The sequence below is a fragment of the Citrobacter sp. CK188 genome (genome assembly GCF_030333525.1).
Classification (GTDB): Bacteria; Pseudomonadota; Gammaproteobacteria; order Enterobacterales; family Enterobacteriaceae; genus Citrobacter_B; species Citrobacter_B koseri.
On the sequence record NZ_JAOWFU010000028.1, the window covers coordinates 1 to 17,905 of the forward strand.

Genomic DNA, 17,905 nt, shown 5'->3' on the forward strand with positions numbered 1-17,905 from the left:
GCACCAGGGAGGATAACGTTGCTTCAGCAACGGCCCGTAGGGCGAGGCGCAGCCGAGTAATCCTCCCGGATGCACCATCTTCTCCTGAATACCTCCATTACCTCTCTACCCTGAACAATCCTCATTTCTCTGTCAGCGACAAAATCAGTCAATTGCGATAAAGTAACATCTGGTCATTTGGTTTGTGAGAACACGATGTACGAACGTTATGCGGGTTTGATTTTTGATATGGATGGCACCATCCTGGATACCGAGCCGACGCACCGTAAGGCGTGGGACGAGGTATTAGGGCGCTATGGCCTTCGCTTTGATCTGCAAGCGATGGTGGCGCTTAACGGCTCTCCAACCTGGCGTATCGCGCAGTCGATTATCGAACTGAATCACGCGGATCTTGACCCTCATGCGCTGGCGCAAGAAAAAACTGATGCAGTGAAAAGCATGTTGCTGGATAGCGTAGAGCCTCTGCCGCTGGTTGAGGTGGTCAAAGCCTGGTACGGCCGTCGACCTCTGTCGGTGGGAACGGGCAGCGAAAGTGCAATTGCCGAAGCGCTATTGACCCATCTGGGGCTGCGTCGTTATTTTGATGCGGTTGTCGCTGCGGATCATGTTCTGCACCACAAACCCGCGCCGGACACGTTCCTGCTGTGTGCGGAGCGTATGGGCGTTGTGCCGACGCAATGCGTCGTGTTTGAGGATGCTGATTTCGGCTTGCAGGCAGCACGCGCGGCGGGAATGGATGCCGTGGACGTTCGACTATTGTGAGTGACGGGTTGTCGCTCCTGTCACTGTTTGCCAGCAGTTTTCTCAGCGCCACGCTGTTGCCCGGTAATTCCGAAGTTGTTTTAGTTGCCATGTTAGTCTCCGGGGTAAGTCATCCCTGGGTCTTAGTCTTAACAGCAACAATGGGTAATAGCCTTGGAGGGTTAACTAACGTTATCCTTGGGCGTTTTTTTCCGTTGCGCAAAACATCGCGCTGGCAGGAAAAAGCCACTGGCTGGCTTAAGCGCTACGGTGCAGTCACACTATTATTAAGCTGGGCGCCGGTTATCGGTGATTTGCTGTGCCTGTTAGCGGGATGGATGCGCATCTCGTGGGGGCCAGTGCTCTTTTTTTTATGCCTTGGCAAAGCGTTGCGTTACGTTATCGTCGCAGCCGCTACGGTTCAGGGCATTATGTGGTGGCACTAATTGTGGGATAGACATTTACCGTCACCATTACAATTATGCTAATTAAAACGATTTTGACAGGCGGGAGGTCAATTTGATCCCGGACGTATCACAGGCTCTGACCTGGCTGGAAAGGCATCCTCAGGCACTAAAGGGGATTCAACGCGGGCTGGAGCGCGAAACGCTGCGTGTTAACGCTGATGGCACGCTGGCAACCACGGGTCATCCTGACGCGTTAGGCTCGGCGCTGACGCACAAATGGGTCACGACAGATTTTGCTGAAGCCCTGCTGGAGTTTATTACCCCGGTAGACGGCGATATTCAGCATATGCTCACATTGATGCGCGACCTGCATCGCTATACGGCCAGAAATTTGGGTGATGAGCGGATGTGGCCGCTGAGTATGCCTTGCTATATTGCTGAAGGGCAGGATATTGAGCTGGCGCAGTACGGTACGTCAAATATTGGTCGTTTGAAAACGCTTTATCGGGAAGGGTTGAAAAACCGTTACGGCGCGTTGATGCAAACCATCTCCGGCGTACACTACAATTTTTCGCTGCCGATGGCATTCTGGCAGGCGAAGTGTGGCGTCGTGGACGGGGAAGATGCGAAAGAGAAAATTTCCGCAGGTTATTTCCGCCTGATCCGTAACTATTACCGTTTTGGGTGGGTCATTCCGTATCTGTTTGGCGCCTCTCCGGCTATTTGTTCCTCATTCTTGCAGGGCAAACCCACCACGCTGCCGTTTGAAAAAACGGACTGCGGTATGTACTACCTGCCGTATGCAACGTCGCTGCGTTTGAGCGACCTGGGTTATACCAATAAGTCGCAAAGCAATCTTGGAATTACGTTTAACGATCTGCATGAATATGTGGCAGGATTGAAGCGCGCGATCAAAACGCCGTCCACGGAGTATGCGGAGATCGGTCTGGAGAAGGACGGTAAACGCCTGCAAATCAACAGCAACGTGCTACAGATTGAGAACGAGCTGTATGCGCCGATCCGCCCTAAACGCGTGACGCGTAGCGGAGAAACGCCGTCAGATGCGCTTCTGCGCGGCGGGATTGAATATATCGAAGTGCGTTCGCTGGATATTAACCCGTTCTCGCCCATTGGCGTGGACGAGCAGCAGGTGCGTTTCCTGGATCTGTTTATGGTCTGGTGCGTACTGGCCGATGCGCCGGAAATGAGCAGCGACGAGCTGCTGTGTACGCGCACGAACTGGAATCGGGTGATTCTGGAAGGGCGTAAACCGGGGCTGACGTTAGGGATTGGCTGTGAAACCGCGCAGTTCCCGCTGCCGAAAGTGGGTAAAGATCTGTTCCGCGACCTGAAACGTGTGGCGCAAACGCTGGACAGCATCCACGGGGGAGAGGATTATCAGAAGGTATGTGATGAACTGGTTGCCTGTTTCGACAACCCGGAACTGACGTTCTCAGCGCGTATTCTGCGATCGATGATTGATACCGGGATTGGCGGCACCGGCAAAGCGCTGGGCGAGGCTTATCGCAATCTGCTGCGCGAAGAACCGCTGGAGATTTTGCGTGAAGAGGACTTCATTGCTGAGCGTGAGGCGTCAACGCGTCGTCAGCTTGAGGTTGAAGCGGCGGATACCGAACCGTTTGATGCGTGGCTGGAAAAGCACGCCTGACAGAAAAGAAAAAGGCCACTCGTGAGTGGCCAAAATTTCATCTCTGAAAACAGGGATGATGATAACAAATGCGCGTCTTTCACATACTCAGACTCGCCCCGGAACGAAGAGTTCAGTTTATTTTAAAAAATATTATCGGAGGTGGCTAAATGCCGTTGTTAGATAGCTTCACAGTCGATCATACCCGGATGGAAGCACCAGCAGTCCGGGTCGCGAAAACGATGAACACCCCGCATGGCGATACCATTACCGTGTTTGACCTGCGTTTCTGCATCCCGAATAAAGAAGTGATGCCTGAGAAGGGTATCCATACGCTGGAGCACCTGTTCGCTGGCTTTATGCGTAATCATCTGAACGGCAACGGCGTTGAGATTATCGATATCTCCCCGATGGGCTGCCGTACCGGTTTCTACATGAGCCTGATCGGTACGCCTGACGAACAACGTGTGGCAGACGCCTGGAAAGCCGCGATGGCTGACGTGCTGAAAGTGAAGGAGCAGAATCAGATCCCGGAGCTGAATGTTTATCAGTGCGGTACGTATCAGATGCACTCTCTGAGCGAAGCGCAGGATATTGCACGTCATATTCTGGAACACGACGTTCGCATCAACAGCAACGAAGAGCTGGCCCTGCCGAAAGATAAATTGCAGGAACTGCATATCTAGTCGAATGCAATGCCCGGTGGCGCGATGCTTACCGGGCCTACAATGTGCGCGTTCTGTAGGCCGGATAAGGCGCAGCCGCCATCCGGCAAAAAAAAAGCCAGTTCATCATGAACTGGCTTTTTTATTAATGCGCGCCTCCACCGCCGCCGCCCGCGCCGAAAGGTGGTTTGGCGAACCAGACCAGCCCAAGCAGCACGAGGAAGATCCCGGCCGACATCCAGAAGATCTCATTGGCGGAAATAATCAGCCCCTGATTGGTAATCTGCTGGGCGATCCAGCCTGACGCCTGCTGCTGCGTCATCCCCAGCCCCTGTAGCTGATCGTACATCGCCTGGGCATTGGGGTTGTACGGATTCACCGACTCGGTCAATTGCGAATGGTGCATCGCTTCACGGTTGGTCCACATGGTGGTGGTGATTGATGTACCAATTGACCCCGCCAGCGTTCGCGTAAAGTTAGACAGACTCGACGCCGCCGCCAGACGCTCAGGCGGCAAGCCGGAGAGCGTGATGGTGGTGAGCGGCATAAAGAAGCAGGCTACGGCGAAGCCCTGAATAAACTGCGGCCAGGCCGATGCGCCGAAATCCATACCCGGTTCAAACGTCCACGCACGCCAGTAAAAGCAGACGGCATACATGATAAAGCTGAACGTGACCAGCCTGCGCATATCCAGCTTGTGGGCGAAACGTCCGATAATCGGCGACAGGATCACCGGGATTACCCCGACCGGCGCTGAGGCCAGGCCGGCCCACGTCGCGGTATAGCCGTATACCTCCTGCAACAGCTGCGGTAACAACACAATCGCGCCGAAATAGAGCATATAGGCGAGACTGATACACAAACAGCCAATCGTAAAGTTACGCGACTTGAACAAGGAGAGGTCAACGATTGGGTTATCGTCGGTCAGCTCCCAGACAATCAGGAAACTGATGGCAATGACGGCGACCACGGTCAGGATGATAATCTCTTGCGAGGCGAACCAGTCCAGCTCTTTCCCGCGGTCAAGCATGATCTGTAGACTGCCGATACCAATCACCAGCAGCGCCAGGCCGATAGCGTCGATACGTCGCTGCTCGGTGCGGGTCTCGCGACCGCGCAGGGTTTGCAGCGTCATCAGCACGACCGCAACCCCAATCGGCACGTTGATGAAGAAAATCCAGCCCCAGTGATAGTTATCGCTGATGTAGCCGCCCAGTATCGGGCCGCAGATCGGCGCGACAATCACCGTCATCGACCATAGCGCCAGCGCGATAGAACGTTTTGCGGGAGGATAGTTATTCAGCAACAGGCTCTGTGAGAGCGGGATTAACGGCCCTGCGACGACACCCTGAATCACGCGGAAGAAGATCAGCATGTTCAGACTGTTGGAGACCCCGCACGCCCATGACGCAATGGCAAAGGCGACGGTTGACCACATGAACAGCTTCACTTCCCCGACGCGTTTCGCCAGCCAGCCGGTAATCGGGATGGAGATCGCGTTCGCCACCCCGAATGAGGTGATAACCCATGTCCCCTGGCTCAACGATGAGCCAAGGTTCCCGGCGATGGTGGGGATCGCCACGTTAGCAATGGTGGAGTCCAGCACCTGCATGAATGTCGCCAGCGACAGCGCAATCGTCATAATGACCAGCTGCGCGCCTTCCAGCGGTTTTTGCTGTTGCATTACACGCACCTCAGGATTATCCCGCGTTGGCCTGCACAATCTCTTCGATCAGCTTATTGACCGGAGCGAGATTAATTTCTCGTGCGTTACTCTCAGAAACCGGGGTACTACGAACCTGGCTTGCCAGCACCTGTCCGTCGCGGTTCGACGTATCCACGGTGACGAGGGTTGATAAGCCGATACGCAGCGGATGCTGCGCCAGTTGCTGCGCATCCAGTTCAATACGTACAGGCAAGCGCTGCACGACCTTGATCCAGTTGCCGGTAGCGTTTTGCGCCGGAAGCAGGGAGAAGGCGCTGCCTGTCCCCATATCCAGGCCGACAACCTTACCGGTGTATTTCACGTCATCGCCGTAAATATCGCTGATGACCGTTGCCGGTTGGCCGATACGCATATGGGCGAGCTGCGTCTCTTTGAAGTTCGCGTCCACCCACAGGTTGGTGGCAGGCACGACCGCCATCAGCGGCGTGGTCGGGCTAATCTGCGCGCCAGGCTGTACGGCGCGGCGGGAGACGTAGCCGGTCATCGGGCTGACGATTTTGGTACGTTCCAGCGCCAGCCAGGCGTTGCGCACTTCCGTGGCCGCCTGTTGCACGGCAGGCTGATCTTCCAGCTTGCTGCCGAGGATCATCGCCTGGTTTGCGTTATATTGCTGAATTGCCACATCCAGCTGCGCCTGCGCGCTGGCGACGGCATCACGCGCGTGTTGCAGCTCTTCGCGACCGATCAGGTTCGCATTGCCCAGCGGCACGCGACGATTAAAGTCGCTTTGTGCCTGCGCCAGTGCGGTTTTCTGCACTTCAATGCTGGCCTGGAGCTGCTTGCTATTGATCATCAACTGGTGCGTCTGGCGAACGCTGGAGGCCAGCGCCGTTTTCGCTTTTTCGAATGCCTGTCTGGCATCCGTCTGGTCGAGCGTGACCAGCACGTCGCCCTGTTTTACAAAGTCAGTGTTATCAGCCCAGACTTTCGTCACGCTGCCTGATACCTGCGCCATGATTTGAACCTGGTTCCCTGCCACGTACGCATCATCCGTTTCTTCGATATGACGCAGTACTAAAAACCAATAAATCCCATATGCCACGGCAATTGCGATAAAGAGCAAGGTTAAAAGGATTAGCGCGCTTTTACGTTTGCCATTCTTCTTAACCGGTTGCTGCGGGGTTTGAGTCTCCGCATTTGCGCTCATGTTGTTCTCCACGATCTTATTTTTCATATCGGCTGGGCCGACGTTTTTGTCAGAAAGGCCAGCAGTATGACGTGCTGGCCTGTCAGTTTTTTCTTTTATAAATCTGGATGATTGAGCGTGTCGACGCGTTAGCGTAGCGCCTCAAGAACGGCGCCATCCTGATCCATCTGATCGAGACGCGTCAGGAGCTTACGAGTGATGTGCTCAAGTTGATCTTTTTCGGCGGTGCTGAGAGAGGACCATAGCTGGTGCAGGCAGTGATGCTGAGGCGGTAACACCTCGCGCAAAAACGCGTGACCTTTCTCAGTCAGTTGCAGATGCAGGCAGCGACGGTCGTTATCGCTTTCACGACGTTCGATCCAGCCGCGTTTCTCTAACTCATCTGCGATACGTGTTGCGTTGGTACGGGACGAGCCCAGCGCGCAACTCAGTTCAGATGGCTGAATACTGTGGTTTTCCTGAGACTCCAGCGTAATCAACGCCATAAACAACGTCTCGTTAATCCCTTGAGCTTTCAGCATCTTATTGCGGTTTTCCAGCAGTTTGCCTTGCATATGCATGCAAAGGCGGGTCAGAAGGATCTCCTGGTAAGGAAACTCTTCGTGGCGGCTGGCGCGAAATTTTAGCATTTGTTCAATGGGCGTAAACGAACTATCCATTTGGGCATGACCTCATTAATTTCAGCCGATATAGTAACGACAGTGACAAATAAAGTAAATGTATTATTAATTTAAAATGATTCTTTTGGGTTATAAAATGACCCCTATCTTCCAGGCGAGTCCATAGCCCAGAGCGCTCAGTAGCGTTGGGATGATGATGCTGCGCGTCTTGTAGAAACTGACGCCCAGGACGGCAAACCCGACCAGCGTCGGAATGAACCGGCTGGCGTCGTGCATCACTTCGGGAGCCGTAGACACCACCAGCAGGGCGCAGATGGACGCGATGCCAATGGTGTCGAGCAACACGCCCGTTGCCCCGCGCCTGGCGGGACGGGTGTTTCCCATTCGCAGACGAAGCGGTAAATAACGAAAACAATAATTGGCGCAGCCAACCAGCAGCCCCAGCAGCAAAACCTCATAACTCATCGGGCGCTCCTTGCCAGAACGACTGGATCAAGGCGGTCAGACACCCGCTGGCGATACCCGCCAGGATAGCCGCAGGAATGGAAAACAGCGTGACGCCTGCCAGCGCGCCGATTAACGCCGCCGTGACGCACAGCGTTTGTTTGCGTTGAAAAGAGGCGAGCAAAAAGCTCATAAACAGGGCTGGCAGCATAAAACCTAATGCCGCCTCAACGGCGGGGAAGCCTTTCAGCAATCCGCTCCCGGAAAATGCGCCAATGACCGTGCCGAGCACCCAGGAAGCCCAGGAGCAGAACGCGATGCCGATCATCCAGTTTTCACTCCAGCGGCGGTTATCCCGTACCAGTTTGGCCGTGGCGGCAGCAAACACTTCATCGGTGAGGCCAAATGCCCACAGGGCGGTTTTAGGTTTACTGAGCCGTTGGCTGATGCGACTACGCAGGGAAGGGCCGTACAGCACATGGCGTACGTCCATCGCCATCACGGTCAGCGCGGCGACCCATAATGTGCTGCCCGCCGCGAGCATGGTGGTGATGACGAACTGGCTGGCGCCTGCGTAAATAATGCAGGAGAAAAAAACGCTTTCGAGGGGAGTAAAGCCCAGACGGGTGGCGTTAAGGCCAAACGCAAACGCCACCGGAATATAACTTATGACTATCGGTAAACTGTCTTTGAATCCTTCCGTTAATGTTGCCGGACGGGGCTCAGACTGGGGTGCAGGGCTTTCCATAAGATTATCTGATTCGTCACCGATGTTAAAATAACCAGCATAAATGAATCATATAACCTTAACAGAGTGGGGGACGCCTTAACACCCTGGGGAGCTCAATCAAAGGTAAACGCTTGCCATCTGCTTAATTTGCGGCTTCTTGTCGGTGAAAACCTCGCCACCAGACCAGTAGATTGAGCGCGGCGACGGTGGTACCGGCCAGACAAACGCCGGCCCAGCCGGCATGCTGCCAGGCCGATGCCGAAATCAACGAACCGGCGGCGCCGCCGATAAAGTAGCTGGTCATATACCCGGCGGTGAGCCGGTTACGCGCATCCGGGTGGACGCGGTAAATCACCGTCTGATTGGTGATGTGTACGCCCTGCACGGTGAGATCCAGCACCAGGATGCCAATAATCAGCGCCAGCACCGAGCTGTGTCCGTACCAGATAGCCAGCCAGGAGAGCAACAGCAACAGCAGGCCGAAAGTCGTGGTGAGATGAGACTTCCCTTTATCGGCAAAACCGCCCGCCGGACGAGCGCCCAGCGCGCCAGCGGCTCCCGCCAGACCAAACAGCCCAATCATTCCTTCGGAATAGTTAAACGGCGGCGCGGCCAGTAAAAAGGCCATTGATGTCCAGAGAATGCTGAAGTTGGCGAACGTCAGGCAGCCTAACAACGCGCGGGTGCGCAGGAGGCCGTCGTGGATAAACAGGCTGAACACGGAACCCAATAGCTGCGGATAGTTAAGATGCGTTTCTGATTTCACCTTTGGTAAACCGCGCCACAGCGCGACGGCCATCAGCGCCATCAGCACAGAAGCGACCCAGAAGACGGTGCGCCAGCCGCCAAGATTCGCCAGCAATCCGGCAACGGTACGCGCCAGTAAAATCCCCAGCAGCAGGCCGCTCATGATGGTGCCGACCACTTTGCCGCGCTTATCCGGCGTGGCGAGCGTCGCCGCCAGCGGCACCAGGATTTGCGCCACGACGGAGAACAGCCCGGTGAGCGCCGTGCCGAGAATCATCATACCGAGCGACTGGCTGCTGGCGGTAATCAGCATGCCGCCTGCGGCCAGCAGCGTCATGGAGACGATGAGCGTCCGGCGCTCGAACATATCGCCCAGCGGCACCAGAAAGAGCAATCCGGCGGCATAGCCCAACTGAGCGGCGGTAACGATAAAGCCCGCCGAGCTGGCGGAAAGCGAGAAATTGTTCGCGATGGTATCGAGCAGCGGCTGGGCGTAATAGTTACTGGCGACGGCCAGACCGGTTGCCACGGACATTAAAACAATCAGCGCCGGGCTAAGCCCGTGAGTGGATTTAGTCATTATTTTGAGTCAGATATGATTTCCTGGGGTATCAATCATAGCGGATGTTTATGAATGTGAGTGGTTTGTTGAGTGATGGATTGTGCGGTTGGGGGAGGGCGTATAGGCCGGATAAGGCGCATCGCGCCACCATCCGGCATTGGTGTGGTTACTGCGCCTGATGGCGCGCAGCTTTAAGGCCGACGAGTAGGTTATTTCTGCGCGGCCAGCGCTTCTTTTACCCAGCCGTCAAACTGCTGCTGGTGGGCTTTGATCCAGCCGTCAACGTGACCCTGAACATCAGCCTCGGACGATTTGCCTTCATGCATCATCGCGTTCTGCGCGTTGATATCCGCCAGCGGCACCTTCATGATGGCGAACAGCTTCGCCGCCGCCGGGTTTTTCTCTGCCCAGGCTTTGTTGGCGACAATGTGCATGGTGTTCACCGGGAAGCCATAGTTCGCGCCGTTCGGCAGTTTAGTATCAATGTCTTTCTGCTCGCCCGGCAGGGAAGAGAACGGCACCTGTAACCAGACAACATCTTTACCCGGCTTCATCACGTCGCTCACCCAGTACGGCGTCCAGGTGTAGTACAGAATCGGCTTGCCTTCTTTGAAGCGGGTGATGGTGTCGGCCATCATCGCGGCATAGTTACCGTGGCTGACGTCGACGGTTTTTTCCAGATCGAACGCTTTGTTCTGGTGGTTAATCACCGCTTCACAACCCCAGCCTGGCGAACAACCCATCATGTCAGCTTTGCCGTCGCCGTTGGTGTCAAAGATTTTGGCGATTTTCGGGTCTTTTAACTGGGCGAGGTTAGTGATCTTGTACTGCTCAGCGGTTTTCTTGTCGATCAGATAACCCTGCGCGGCGCCCGTCACGAATACCCCCTCGCGATAGAACTTTTTGTCTCCGCCCGCAGCGGCGTACATATCATCATGCAGCGGCTGCCAGTTCACGGCGGTAAAAGTTGCATCGCCAGAGGCAATGGAGGTGTAACCGACGTTGTAATCAACTTCGCTTGGCTTATTGACGGTATAACCCAGTTTCTCCAGCGCGCGGCTGACCAGCAGCGTCTGGAAGGTTTCTTCGGTGATGGTGCTCTGCACCGGCTGTACGGTAACGCCTTTGCCCGGCAGGTCGGCAGCGAATGCGCTGGTAGAGACAAGGGTGGCAAACGCTGTGGCAAATAGAATGTTATGTCGCATCGTTGTTCCTTATTACACTTCATCTTCCAAGCTGCCTCTTTGTTAGCTGCACTCATGCACCCCGGTCACGTACTGCGTGTACGCTCCTGGGGATACATTCGTTTGCCGCCGCGATGCAACTTGAACGATTTTGTGTAAGCTAATGAATTGTAGACCCGGTAAGCAATGCGCCACCGGGCAACGGGTGAATTACTTAACGAAAGGGCGAGTGATAAGCCCAACGGGACCGGTGGTATACCAGCGGCGGTTGCCACGGCTGCGCGAGTCGCGACCAACGGCCTGGGTCAGGCGGTCCAGAATGATAGCGAGGATCACAATACCGACCCCGCCGACGGTCGCCAGCCCCATGTCGAGGCGGCCAATGCCACGCAGCACCATCTGACCAAGCCCGCCGACGGCAATCATAGAGGCGATCACTACCATGGAGAGGGCAAGCATGAGCGTCTGGTTAACACCCGCCATAATGGTGGGCATGGCCAGCGGTAGCTGTACTTTAAACAGCATCTGACGCGGACTGGCGCCAAATGAGCGTGAGGCTTCGATCAAATCCGCCGGAACCTGGTTAATCCCCAGAATGGTCAGACGCACAATCGGCGGCAGGGCAAAGATAATGGTCACTACCACCCCCGGCACGTTACCGATACCGAACAGCATCACGATCGGCACCAGATAGACGAACGCAGGCGTTGTTTGCATCGCATCCAGCAGCGGGCGGACAATTTTCGCCGCACGCGGACTGCGCGCCAGCCATATCCCCAGTGGCAAACCGATGACCACGCAGAACAGCAGGGCGGTCAGCACCAGCGCCAGGGTAATCATCGCCTGTGACCAGGCGCCAATCGCGCCGATGGCAATCAGGGACACCAGCGTGGCGGCCCCCATCCCCAGGCCGGAGATCTGCCAGGCGATCAGTGCGAAAATGATAATCGCCACCGGAGCTGGCATACCCAGCAACAGCTGCTGGAAGCCATTGAGAATGTAATCCACCGGTACACGGATGCCCTGGAAAACGGGGCGGAAATGCGTAACGACCCAGTCGATCCCTTCAGTGACCCAGCTGTCCAGCGGGATCAGCGTCTTATGGAACGGGTCCATAATATTAAAATGTTCTGGCGCAGGCGCAGGCGCGCTGGTCAGCCAGTCTGCGCCGCCGCCATCGGCAGGCGCGCCCGAAGGCGTTCCCCAGGCGTCGGCGGATTGCGCGGCGCTATCCGCCGCTGGCGCGGTATCCCACGGATTAGTTTGTTCAGCCATTGTTTGCCCCCTCGCGATCTAAAGCCTGTAGCAGCATGCGTTTTGAAATAATGCCGACATACTGTTGTTCCTCGTCGACAACCGGCACCGCACAAGGCGCCTGGCCAACATGAGAGAGCAACTCGCTAAGAGGTGTTTGCGCATCCACCGCCAGTGACTCGTCAATAAGCGCTGCTTCAATACCTTGCGCCTGGCTTAATGCCGCTTTTAATGAGTCGATGGAAACAATGCCGACAAACTTATTACCGCGTTCAATCACATAACCAAATTCACGGTCTTCATCCTGCAATAATTTCAGTGCGGAACGCGGACCAAAACCTGGCGTTTTACGAATTAATCCCACCGGGCTGCGGCGGGCAATATCTTTGGCGCTGAACACCTGGCTAATATCGACCCCACGGAAGAAGGTGCGGACATAATCATTCGCCGGGTTATTCAGAATTTCATCTGGCGTTCCCACCTGAACGACTTCGCCGTTTTGCATAATGGCAATACGATCGCCAATACGCATCGCTTCATCGAGATCGTGGGAAATAAAAACGACGGTACGCTGATGTTTTGCCTGTAGTTTTACCAGCTCATCCTGCATCTCGGTACGAATTAAGGGATCGAGCGCCGAGAAGGCCTCATCCATTAACAGAATGTCAGGGTTGATCGCTAATGCGCGGGCCAGACCGACACGCTGGCGCATACCGCCGGAGAGTTCATCCGGGTAGCCGTGCGCATAATTCTCCAGCCCCACCTGGCGTAAGGCATCCAGCGCTTTTTCACGGCGCTCTTCAGCGGCAACGCCGGCTAATTCCATGCCGAATGCCGTATTATCCAGTACGGTCATGTGCGGCATTAATGCAAATGACTGGAAAACCATCGCAATTTTCTTTCTGCGCACCTCGCGAAGCTCGGCGTCAGATATTTTTGCAATATCAACGCCGTCGATCAGCACTTGCCCGCGGGTGGGTTCAATCAGGCGATTGAGAAGGCGTACCATTGTGGATTTACCCGAACCGGATAATCCCATGATGACAAAAATCTCGCCTTCTTCAATGGCCAGACTGGCGTCTTTAACGCCAAGCGATAGCCCTGTTTTATCCAGAATTTGCTCTTTCGAAAGTCCTTTTTCAATATATTTGAAAGCTCGCTGCGGATGCTCACCAAATATCTTATAGAGATTCTTAACTTCTAATTTAATTGCCATGCAATAGAAAGATTCCTGTTATTTATTATGTCGATACGATACCTGATAGAAATAGTCACCTTTTTCTACCCTAACATACTGAGAATCTGAGACAACCCTGAATTTTCCTCAGACACAAATATTGCCGGAGGCCATTTGCCGGGATTTCCCATGATATAAGGGCTGAGGTGGAGTGGGGGGAGAGCGATATTTTTTGTAACGACCACCGAAAACGCGCCTGAATTGCTGAAATTCAGGCGAATAATGTGGCAGATATTGAGTGTAGATCACACAGAAATAATTGTGTGATAAAAACGTGATCCCGTTAAAATATTATCGCGGAAGTGTGATCGATATTTACCGCGATAATCGCCGTCAAAAATTCCAGTCTTCGTCTTCGGTTTCGATGGCTTTTCCCATCACATAGGAGGAGCCTGAACCGGAGAAGAAATCATGGTTTTCATCCGCATTCGGTGAAAGCGCAGCAAGTATGGCAGGATTGACCTCCGCCATTTCTGCGGGGAATAACGCTTCGTAGCCCAGGTTCATCAACGCTTTATTGGCGTTGTAACAGAGAAAGGCGTTAACGTCTGCCACCCAACCGGTTTCGGCATACAGTTCTTCCGTATAGCGAGACTCGTTGTCATACAGCTCCATCAGCAAATCAAGGGCGAAATGCTTCAATTCGTCGCGTTCGGATTCCGACAGTTTCTCCAGCCCTTTTTGGTATTTATAGCCGATGTAATAACCATGTACCGCTTCGTCACGAATAATCAGACGAATCAGGTCGGCGGTGTTGGTCAGCTTGCCCCGGCTGGAAAAATACATTGGCAGCCAGAAGCCGGAATAGAACAGGAAAGATTCCAGGAATACGCTGGCGATTTTCTTTTTCAGCGGATTGTCGGCGGTGTAATGTTGCAGGATAATCTGCGCCTTGCGTTGCAGCGGCGCATTTTCCTCACTCCAGGCATAGGCCGCGTCTACGTCTTTCGTCTGGCAAAGCGTAGAGAAAATCGAGCTGTACGAACGGGCATGTACCGCTTCCATAAAGCTGATGTTTGACAGCACCGCCTCTTCATGCGGCGTCAGCGCGTCCTGCATCAACGCAGGGGCCCCGGCGATATTCTGAATGGTGTCGAGCAGCGTTAATCCGGTAAACACGCGGATGGTAAGCTGCTGCTCGGCGGCGCTCAGTGTCTGCCAGGCGGGGATATCATTGGAAAGCGGCACCTTTTCCGGCAGCCAGAAGTTGCTGGTCAGGCGGTTCCACACTTCCAGGTCTTTATCATCCTGAATCTTGTTCCAGTTGATGGCGCTCACGCGTGATAGTTTCATCCTGCTCTCCTTATAGCGCGCATGATACGCAGCCTTCTATTTCAGTACCTTCCAGCGCCAGCTGACGCAGACGGATGTAATACAGCGTTTTGATCCCTTTTCGCCACGCGTAAATCTGGGCTTTGTTGATATCGCGGGTTGTCGCGGTATCCGGGAAGAACAGCGTCAGCGACAGTCCCTGATCAACGTGGCGTGTGGCTTCGGCATAGGTATCAATGATTTTTTCCGGGCCGATTTCATAGGCGTCCTGGTACATGTCCAGGTTCTCATTGGTCATAAACGGGGCCGGGTAGTAAACGCGTCCGGTTTTTCCTTCTTTGCGGATCTCTATCTTCGACACGATCGGGTGAATGCTTGACGTCGCGTGGTTGATATAGGAAATGGAACCGGTCGGCGGCACCGCCTGTAAATTCTGGTTATAGATGCCGTAGCGCATCACCTCATCCCGCAGCCGCGCCCACATTTCGCGGCCCGGAAGCGTAATGCCGCTACGGGCAAAGAGCGCACGAACCGTGTCGGTTTTCGGCTGCCAGTCGCCCTGCAAATATTGTTCGAAATACTCGCCGCTGGCATAGCGCGATTGTTTGAATCCGGCGAAGGTTTTACCGCGTTCACGCGCCATCATCATTGAGGTATTCAGCGCGTGCCAGGTCACGGTGTAGAAATAGAGGTTGGTGAAATCCAGCGCCTCCGGGCTGCCGTAGGCAATGCCTTCTCGCGCCAGATAACCGTGCAGGTTCATCTGCCCCAGGCCAATCGCGTGTGATGCGGCGTTTCCGGCTTCAATTGACGGTACGCTGCGGATATGGCTCATATCCGACACCGCCGTCAGGCCGCGAATCGCCGTTTCCACCGTGCGGCCAAAATTCGGGGAGTCCATCGTATGGGCGATGTTCAGCGAACCGAGGTTGCAGGAGATATCATGCCCGGTCTGCGCGTAATCCAGATTTTCATCATAGGTGGAGGCGCTGTTGACCTGCAAAATCTCCGAGCACAGGTTGCTCATGTTGATGCGACCGGCAATCGGATTCGCGCGGTTTACCGTATCCTCGTACATGATGTAGGGATAGCCTGACTCAAACTGGATTTCCGCGAGCCGCTGGAAAAATTCGCGCGCATTGATGTACTGCTTGCGTACGCGTTCGTCGGCGAGCAGCTCATCGTACCGTTCGCTAATGGCGATATCTCCGAACGGTTTGCCGTAAATGCGTTCGACATCGTAAGGCGAGAACAGCGCCATCTGCGCGTTTTCTTTCGCCAGACGGAACGTTACGTCCGGGATCACCACGCCCAGCGACAGCGTTTTAATGCGGATCTTTTCATCGGCGTTTTCGCGTTTCGTGTCGAGAAAACGCAGGATATCCGGGTGGTGCGCATGCAGATACACGGCGCCCGCCCCCTGACGCGCCCCTAACTGATTGGCGTAAGAAAAGGCGTCTTCCAGCATCTTCATTACCGGGATCACGCCTGAGGACTGGTTCTCAATACGCTTGATCGGCGCGCCCGCTTCACGAAGATTCGAGAGCAAAAACGCCACGCCGCCGCCGCGCTTGGAAAGCTGTAGCGCCGAGTTAACCGCCCGACCAATGGACTCCATATTGTCTTCAATGCGTAACAGGAAGCAGGAGACCAGCTCGCCGCGCTGTTGTTTGCCGCAGTTTAAGAAGGTCGGCGTGGCCGGCTGAAAGCGCCCGGAGAGGATTTCATCGGTAAGCTGCATCGCCAGCGCTTCATTGCCCTGCGCCAGCGTCAGCGCCACCATTGTCACCCGGTCTTCAAAGTCTTCAAGGTAGCGTTTGCCGTCGAACGTTTTCAGCGTATAGCTGGTGTAATATTTCCACGCGCCAAGGAACGTCTGGAAGCGAAAACCGCTGGCGTGGGCGTGAGCAAACAGCTTCACCACGAAAGCGCGATCGTAGCGGGTTAAAACGCTTTCGTCGTAATAGCCTTCGCGAAGCAGATACTCCAGGCGCTCGTCCTGGCTGGCAAAGGAGACGGAATTGGGGCGGACATGGGTGGCAAAGAACACCTCCACCGCCTGCCGATCCTTATCGAACTGAATATGGCCTGCTTTATCGTACAGATTCAGCATGGCATTCAGCGCGTGATAATCCATCGTTTCTTGCTTCACACGTTCTGCGGTTGTCGTTGCCAAAATTCGCTCACTCCTTTTCGGACGTTGTCGATGTCGCTTTGCGTTCCCATCAGTTCAAAGCGGTACAGCCAGGGGACGCCGCATTTTTGTGAAATGACCTCGCCAGCGCGACCGTAAGCCTCGCCAAAGTTACGGTTGCCGGAGGCGATCACGCCGCGAATTAACGCCCGGTTATGTTCATCATTTAAAAAGCGGATCACCTGTCGTGGAACCGCGCCTGCCGTACCGCCGCCGCCGTAAGAGGGGACGACCAGAATGTAAGGTTCGTCTACCCTGATTCGCTCGCGTTCATTAAGCGGAATGCGAATAGCGGGCAGCCCCAGACGCTGCATAAAGCGGTGCGTATTTTCGGAGCTGCTGGAAAAGTAGACGAGTTGGCTCATGCGCTGGCCACGCGCGCATCAGGATGCAGACGGTTGATCATATCCGGGCGGAAGCCTGACCAACTGGTATCGCCCGCGATGACCACAGGCAGCTGGCGAAAACCTTTTTCCCGCAGGGTGTCTGCCGCGTCGGGAACCAGATCGACGTTCACCATCTCAAAGTCAAATCCACGGCTTTCCATCGCCCGTTTGGTGGCGTGGCACTGAACACAGTCGTTACGAGTGTAAATAGTAATGCGCATGATTCGTATTTCCATTTAAAATGAGAGAACGGCGCGATGATATGCGTCGGGTTGTGTGTGTCTTGATAGAGAGAATACTAGATGTAGATGAATAAAGTTTCAACCACACAAGATATGGGAAATATCGATTAATTTGCTTCTGCTGATTAGCTCAGCGGGAATGGGGGGGTATGGTTAAACGTCGCCCGATGGCGCTTACGCTAATCGGGCCTACGGTGTAGGCCGGATAAGGCGTTTACGCCGCCATCCGGCAATAGCGGGTTTACATCCGCATCCCAACGGCCAGTCGGTTGAAGCAGTTCATCAGACTGATAGCGAAGGTCAGATCGCTGATTTCACGGGCGCTGAAACTTTCGAGTAGCGGCAGATACGCGTCATCTTCGGCATGCGTTCTTGCGATATCCGTGACGGATTCCGCCCAGGCCAGCGCCGCACGCTCCTGTTCGCTGAAGTGATGGCTTACCCGCCACCCGGCCAGCGCATCCAGTTTGCTTTGCGCCACGCCGGATTTACGCAGGGCTTTGCTGTGCATCTCCAGACAAAATGCGCAACCGTTGATCTGTGAGATACGCAGATAAATCAGTTCCATCAGCGTGGTGTCCAGCTCGCTGTTTTCCAACGCTTTTTTGGCCTGGCCCAGCGCACTATAGACTTCAGGGCTAAGTTCATAATAGGGCTGACGTAATGTCGTCATCATACTTCTCCTCGTTTAGACGTCAG

At 54.7% G+C, this 17,905-nt stretch carries 18 protein-coding genes and 1 other RNA gene; 5 read left to right on the forward strand and 14 right to left on the reverse strand.

All coding sequences use genetic code 11. The features are described 5' to 3' along the window. The 5 genes from OGV67_RS04945 to luxS all read left to right on the forward strand — a co-directional run. Window positions 1-77, forward strand: a non-coding RNA gene (locus OGV67_RS04945) — RtT sRNA; the annotation flags it as partial. Between the two features lie 118 nt (window positions 78-195). Continuing rightward, a complete protein-coding gene (yqaB, locus tag OGV67_RS04950) occupies window positions 196-762 on the forward strand; it encodes a fructose-1-phosphate/6-phosphogluconate phosphatase (RefSeq protein ID WP_012134803.1) in 567 nt (188 codons plus the stop codon). Beyond that, window positions 759-1,187, forward strand: a complete 429-nt coding sequence (locus OGV67_RS04955) for a YqaA family protein (protein ID WP_012134802.1) — start codon at window positions 759-761, stop codon at window positions 1,185-1,187. The genes yqaB and OGV67_RS04955 overlap by 4 nt, the downstream gene beginning before the upstream one ends. 73 nt (window positions 1,188-1,260) lie before the next feature. Next, a complete protein-coding gene (gene gshA, locus OGV67_RS04960) occupies window positions 1,261-2,817 on the forward strand; it encodes a glutamate--cysteine ligase (RefSeq protein WP_012134801.1) in 1,557 nt (518 codons plus the stop codon). A 149-nt stretch (window positions 2,818-2,966) separates the two neighbouring features. Beyond that, window positions 2,967-3,482: an S-ribosylhomocysteine lyase gene (luxS, locus tag OGV67_RS04965; RefSeq protein ID WP_012134800.1), complete on the forward strand. Its 516-nt coding sequence runs from the start codon at window positions 2,967-2,969 to the stop codon at window positions 3,480-3,482. Between the two features lie 124 nt (window positions 3,483-3,606). On the opposite strand, the gene emrB is transcribed toward luxS, so the two are convergent. The 14 genes from emrB to OGV67_RS05035 all read right to left on the reverse strand — a co-directional run bounded on the left by emrB (window position 3,607) and on the right by OGV67_RS05035 (window position 17,879). Then, window positions 3,607-5,145 carry a multidrug efflux MFS transporter permease subunit EmrB gene (emrB, locus tag OGV67_RS04970; protein WP_115614489.1) on the reverse strand — a complete coding sequence of 513 codons (1,539 nt, stop codon included), beginning with the start codon at window positions 5,143-5,145 and terminating at the stop codon, window positions 3,607-3,609. Between the two features lie 16 nt (window positions 5,146-5,161). After that, the gene (gene emrA / locus OGV67_RS04975) at window positions 5,162-6,334 is read right to left on the reverse strand and encodes a multidrug efflux MFS transporter periplasmic adaptor subunit EmrA (RefSeq protein ID WP_024130884.1); all 1,173 of its coding nucleotides are present in this window, start codon (window positions 6,332-6,334) and stop codon (window positions 5,162-5,164) included. Between the two features lie 128 nt (window positions 6,335-6,462). Next, window positions 6,463-6,993 carry a transcriptional repressor MprA gene (mprA, locus tag OGV67_RS04980; RefSeq protein WP_012134797.1) on the reverse strand — a complete coding sequence of 177 codons (531 nt, stop codon included), beginning with the start codon at window positions 6,991-6,993 and terminating at the stop codon, window positions 6,463-6,465. Between the two features lie 90 nt (window positions 6,994-7,083). Beyond that, window positions 7,084-7,419 (reverse strand): L-valine transporter subunit YgaH, encoded by a 336-nt coding sequence (gene ygaH, locus OGV67_RS04985; protein ID WP_047461737.1) that lies wholly within the window; start codon window positions 7,417-7,419, stop codon window positions 7,084-7,086. Further along, window positions 7,409-8,146 (reverse strand): AzlC family ABC transporter permease, encoded by a 738-nt coding sequence (locus tag OGV67_RS04990; protein ID WP_012134795.1) that lies wholly within the window; start codon window positions 8,144-8,146, stop codon window positions 7,409-7,411. Before OGV67_RS04990 ends, ygaH begins: the two co-directional genes overlap by 11 nt. Before the next feature lie 124 nt (window positions 8,147-8,270). After that, window positions 8,271-9,455, reverse strand: a complete 1,185-nt coding sequence (locus OGV67_RS04995) for an MFS transporter (RefSeq protein WP_012134794.1) — start codon at window positions 9,453-9,455, stop codon at window positions 8,271-8,273. Window positions 9,456-9,646: 191 nt separating this feature from the next. Then, the gene (proX, locus tag OGV67_RS05000) at window positions 9,647-10,642 is read right to left on the reverse strand and encodes a glycine betaine/L-proline ABC transporter substrate-binding protein ProX (RefSeq protein ID WP_012134793.1); all 996 of its coding nucleotides are present in this window, start codon (window positions 10,640-10,642) and stop codon (window positions 9,647-9,649) included. A 189-nt stretch (window positions 10,643-10,831) separates the two neighbouring features. Further along, window positions 10,832-11,896, reverse strand: coding sequence for a glycine betaine/L-proline ABC transporter permease ProW (gene proW, locus OGV67_RS05005; RefSeq protein ID WP_047461746.1), 1,065 nt, complete (start codon window positions 11,894-11,896; stop codon window positions 10,832-10,834). Continuing rightward, the gene (gene proV / locus OGV67_RS05010) at window positions 11,889-13,091 is read right to left on the reverse strand and encodes a glycine betaine/L-proline ABC transporter ATP-binding protein ProV (RefSeq protein ID WP_012134791.1); all 1,203 of its coding nucleotides are present in this window, start codon (window positions 13,089-13,091) and stop codon (window positions 11,889-11,891) included. The genes proW and proV overlap by 8 nt, the downstream gene beginning before the upstream one ends. A 354-nt stretch (window positions 13,092-13,445) precedes the next feature. Continuing rightward, on the reverse strand, window positions 13,446-14,405 hold the full coding sequence (gene nrdF, locus OGV67_RS05015) for a class 1b ribonucleoside-diphosphate reductase subunit beta (protein WP_012134789.1): 960 nt from the start codon (window positions 14,403-14,405) through the stop codon (window positions 13,446-13,448). Between the two features lie 10 nt (window positions 14,406-14,415). Continuing rightward, window positions 14,416-16,560: a class 1b ribonucleoside-diphosphate reductase subunit alpha gene (nrdE, locus tag OGV67_RS05020; RefSeq protein ID WP_110493910.1), complete on the reverse strand. Its 2,145-nt coding sequence runs from the start codon at window positions 16,558-16,560 to the stop codon at window positions 14,416-14,418. Beyond that, on the reverse strand, window positions 16,533-16,943 hold the full coding sequence (gene nrdI / locus OGV67_RS05025) for a class Ib ribonucleoside-diphosphate reductase assembly flavoprotein NrdI (RefSeq protein ID WP_012134787.1): 411 nt from the start codon (window positions 16,941-16,943) through the stop codon (window positions 16,533-16,535). Before nrdI ends, nrdE begins: the two co-directional genes overlap by 28 nt. Continuing rightward, window positions 16,940-17,185, reverse strand: a complete 246-nt coding sequence (gene nrdH, locus OGV67_RS05030) for a glutaredoxin-like protein NrdH (protein ID WP_024130882.1) — start codon at window positions 17,183-17,185, stop codon at window positions 16,940-16,942. Before nrdH ends, nrdI begins: the two co-directional genes overlap by 4 nt. A 262-nt stretch (window positions 17,186-17,447) precedes the next feature. Beyond that, window positions 17,448-17,879, reverse strand: a complete 432-nt coding sequence (locus OGV67_RS05035) for a carboxymuconolactone decarboxylase family protein (protein WP_115614491.1) — start codon at window positions 17,877-17,879, stop codon at window positions 17,448-17,450. Window positions 17,880-17,905: the final 26 nt, after the last annotated feature.

Coding starts and splice junctions, on each gene's coding strand:
- yqaB (WP_012134803.1), top strand. CDS start 196: ATGTACGAACGTTATGCGGGTTTGATTTTTGATATGGATGGCACCATC.
- luxS (WP_012134800.1), top strand. CDS start 2,967: ATGCCGTTGTTAGATAGCTTCACAGTCGATCATACCCGGATGGAAGCA.
- emrB (WP_115614489.1), bottom strand. CDS start 5,145: ATGCAACAGCAAAAACCGCTGGAAGGCGCGCAGCTGGTCATTATGACG.
- emrA (WP_024130884.1), bottom strand. CDS start 6,334: ATGAGCGCAAATGCGGAGACTCAAACCCCGCAGCAACCGGTTAAGAAG.
- mprA (WP_012134797.1), bottom strand. CDS start 6,993: ATGGATAGTTCGTTTACGCCCATTGAACAAATGCTAAAATTTCGCGCC.
- ygaH (WP_047461737.1), bottom strand. CDS start 7,419: ATGAGTTATGAGGTTTTGCTGCTGGGGCTGCTGGTTGGCTGCGCCAAT.
- OGV67_RS04990 (WP_012134795.1), bottom strand. CDS start 8,146: ATGGAAAGCCCTGCACCCCAGTCTGAGCCCCGTCCGGCAACATTAACG.
- OGV67_RS04995 (WP_012134794.1), bottom strand. CDS start 9,455: ATGACTAAATCCACTCACGGGCTTAGCCCGGCGCTGATTGTTTTAATG.
- proX (WP_012134793.1), bottom strand. CDS start 10,642: ATGCGACATAACATTCTATTTGCCACAGCGTTTGCCACCCTTGTCTCT.
- proW (WP_047461746.1), bottom strand. CDS start 11,896: ATGGCTGAACAAACTAATCCGTGGGATACCGCGCCAGCGGCGGATAGC.
- proV (WP_012134791.1), bottom strand. CDS start 13,091: ATGGCAATTAAATTAGAAGTTAAGAATCTCTATAAGATATTTGGTGAG.
- nrdF (WP_012134789.1), bottom strand. CDS start 14,405: ATGAAACTATCACGCGTGAGCGCCATCAACTGGAACAAGATTCAGGAT.
- nrdI (WP_012134787.1), bottom strand. CDS start 16,943: ATGAGCCAACTCGTCTACTTTTCCAGCAGCTCCGAAAATACGCACCGC.
- nrdH (WP_024130882.1), bottom strand. CDS start 17,185: ATGCGCATTACTATTTACACTCGTAACGACTGTGTTCAGTGCCACGCC.
- OGV67_RS05035 (WP_115614491.1), bottom strand. CDS start 17,879: ATGACGACATTACGTCAGCCCTATTATGAACTTAGCCCTGAAGTCTAT.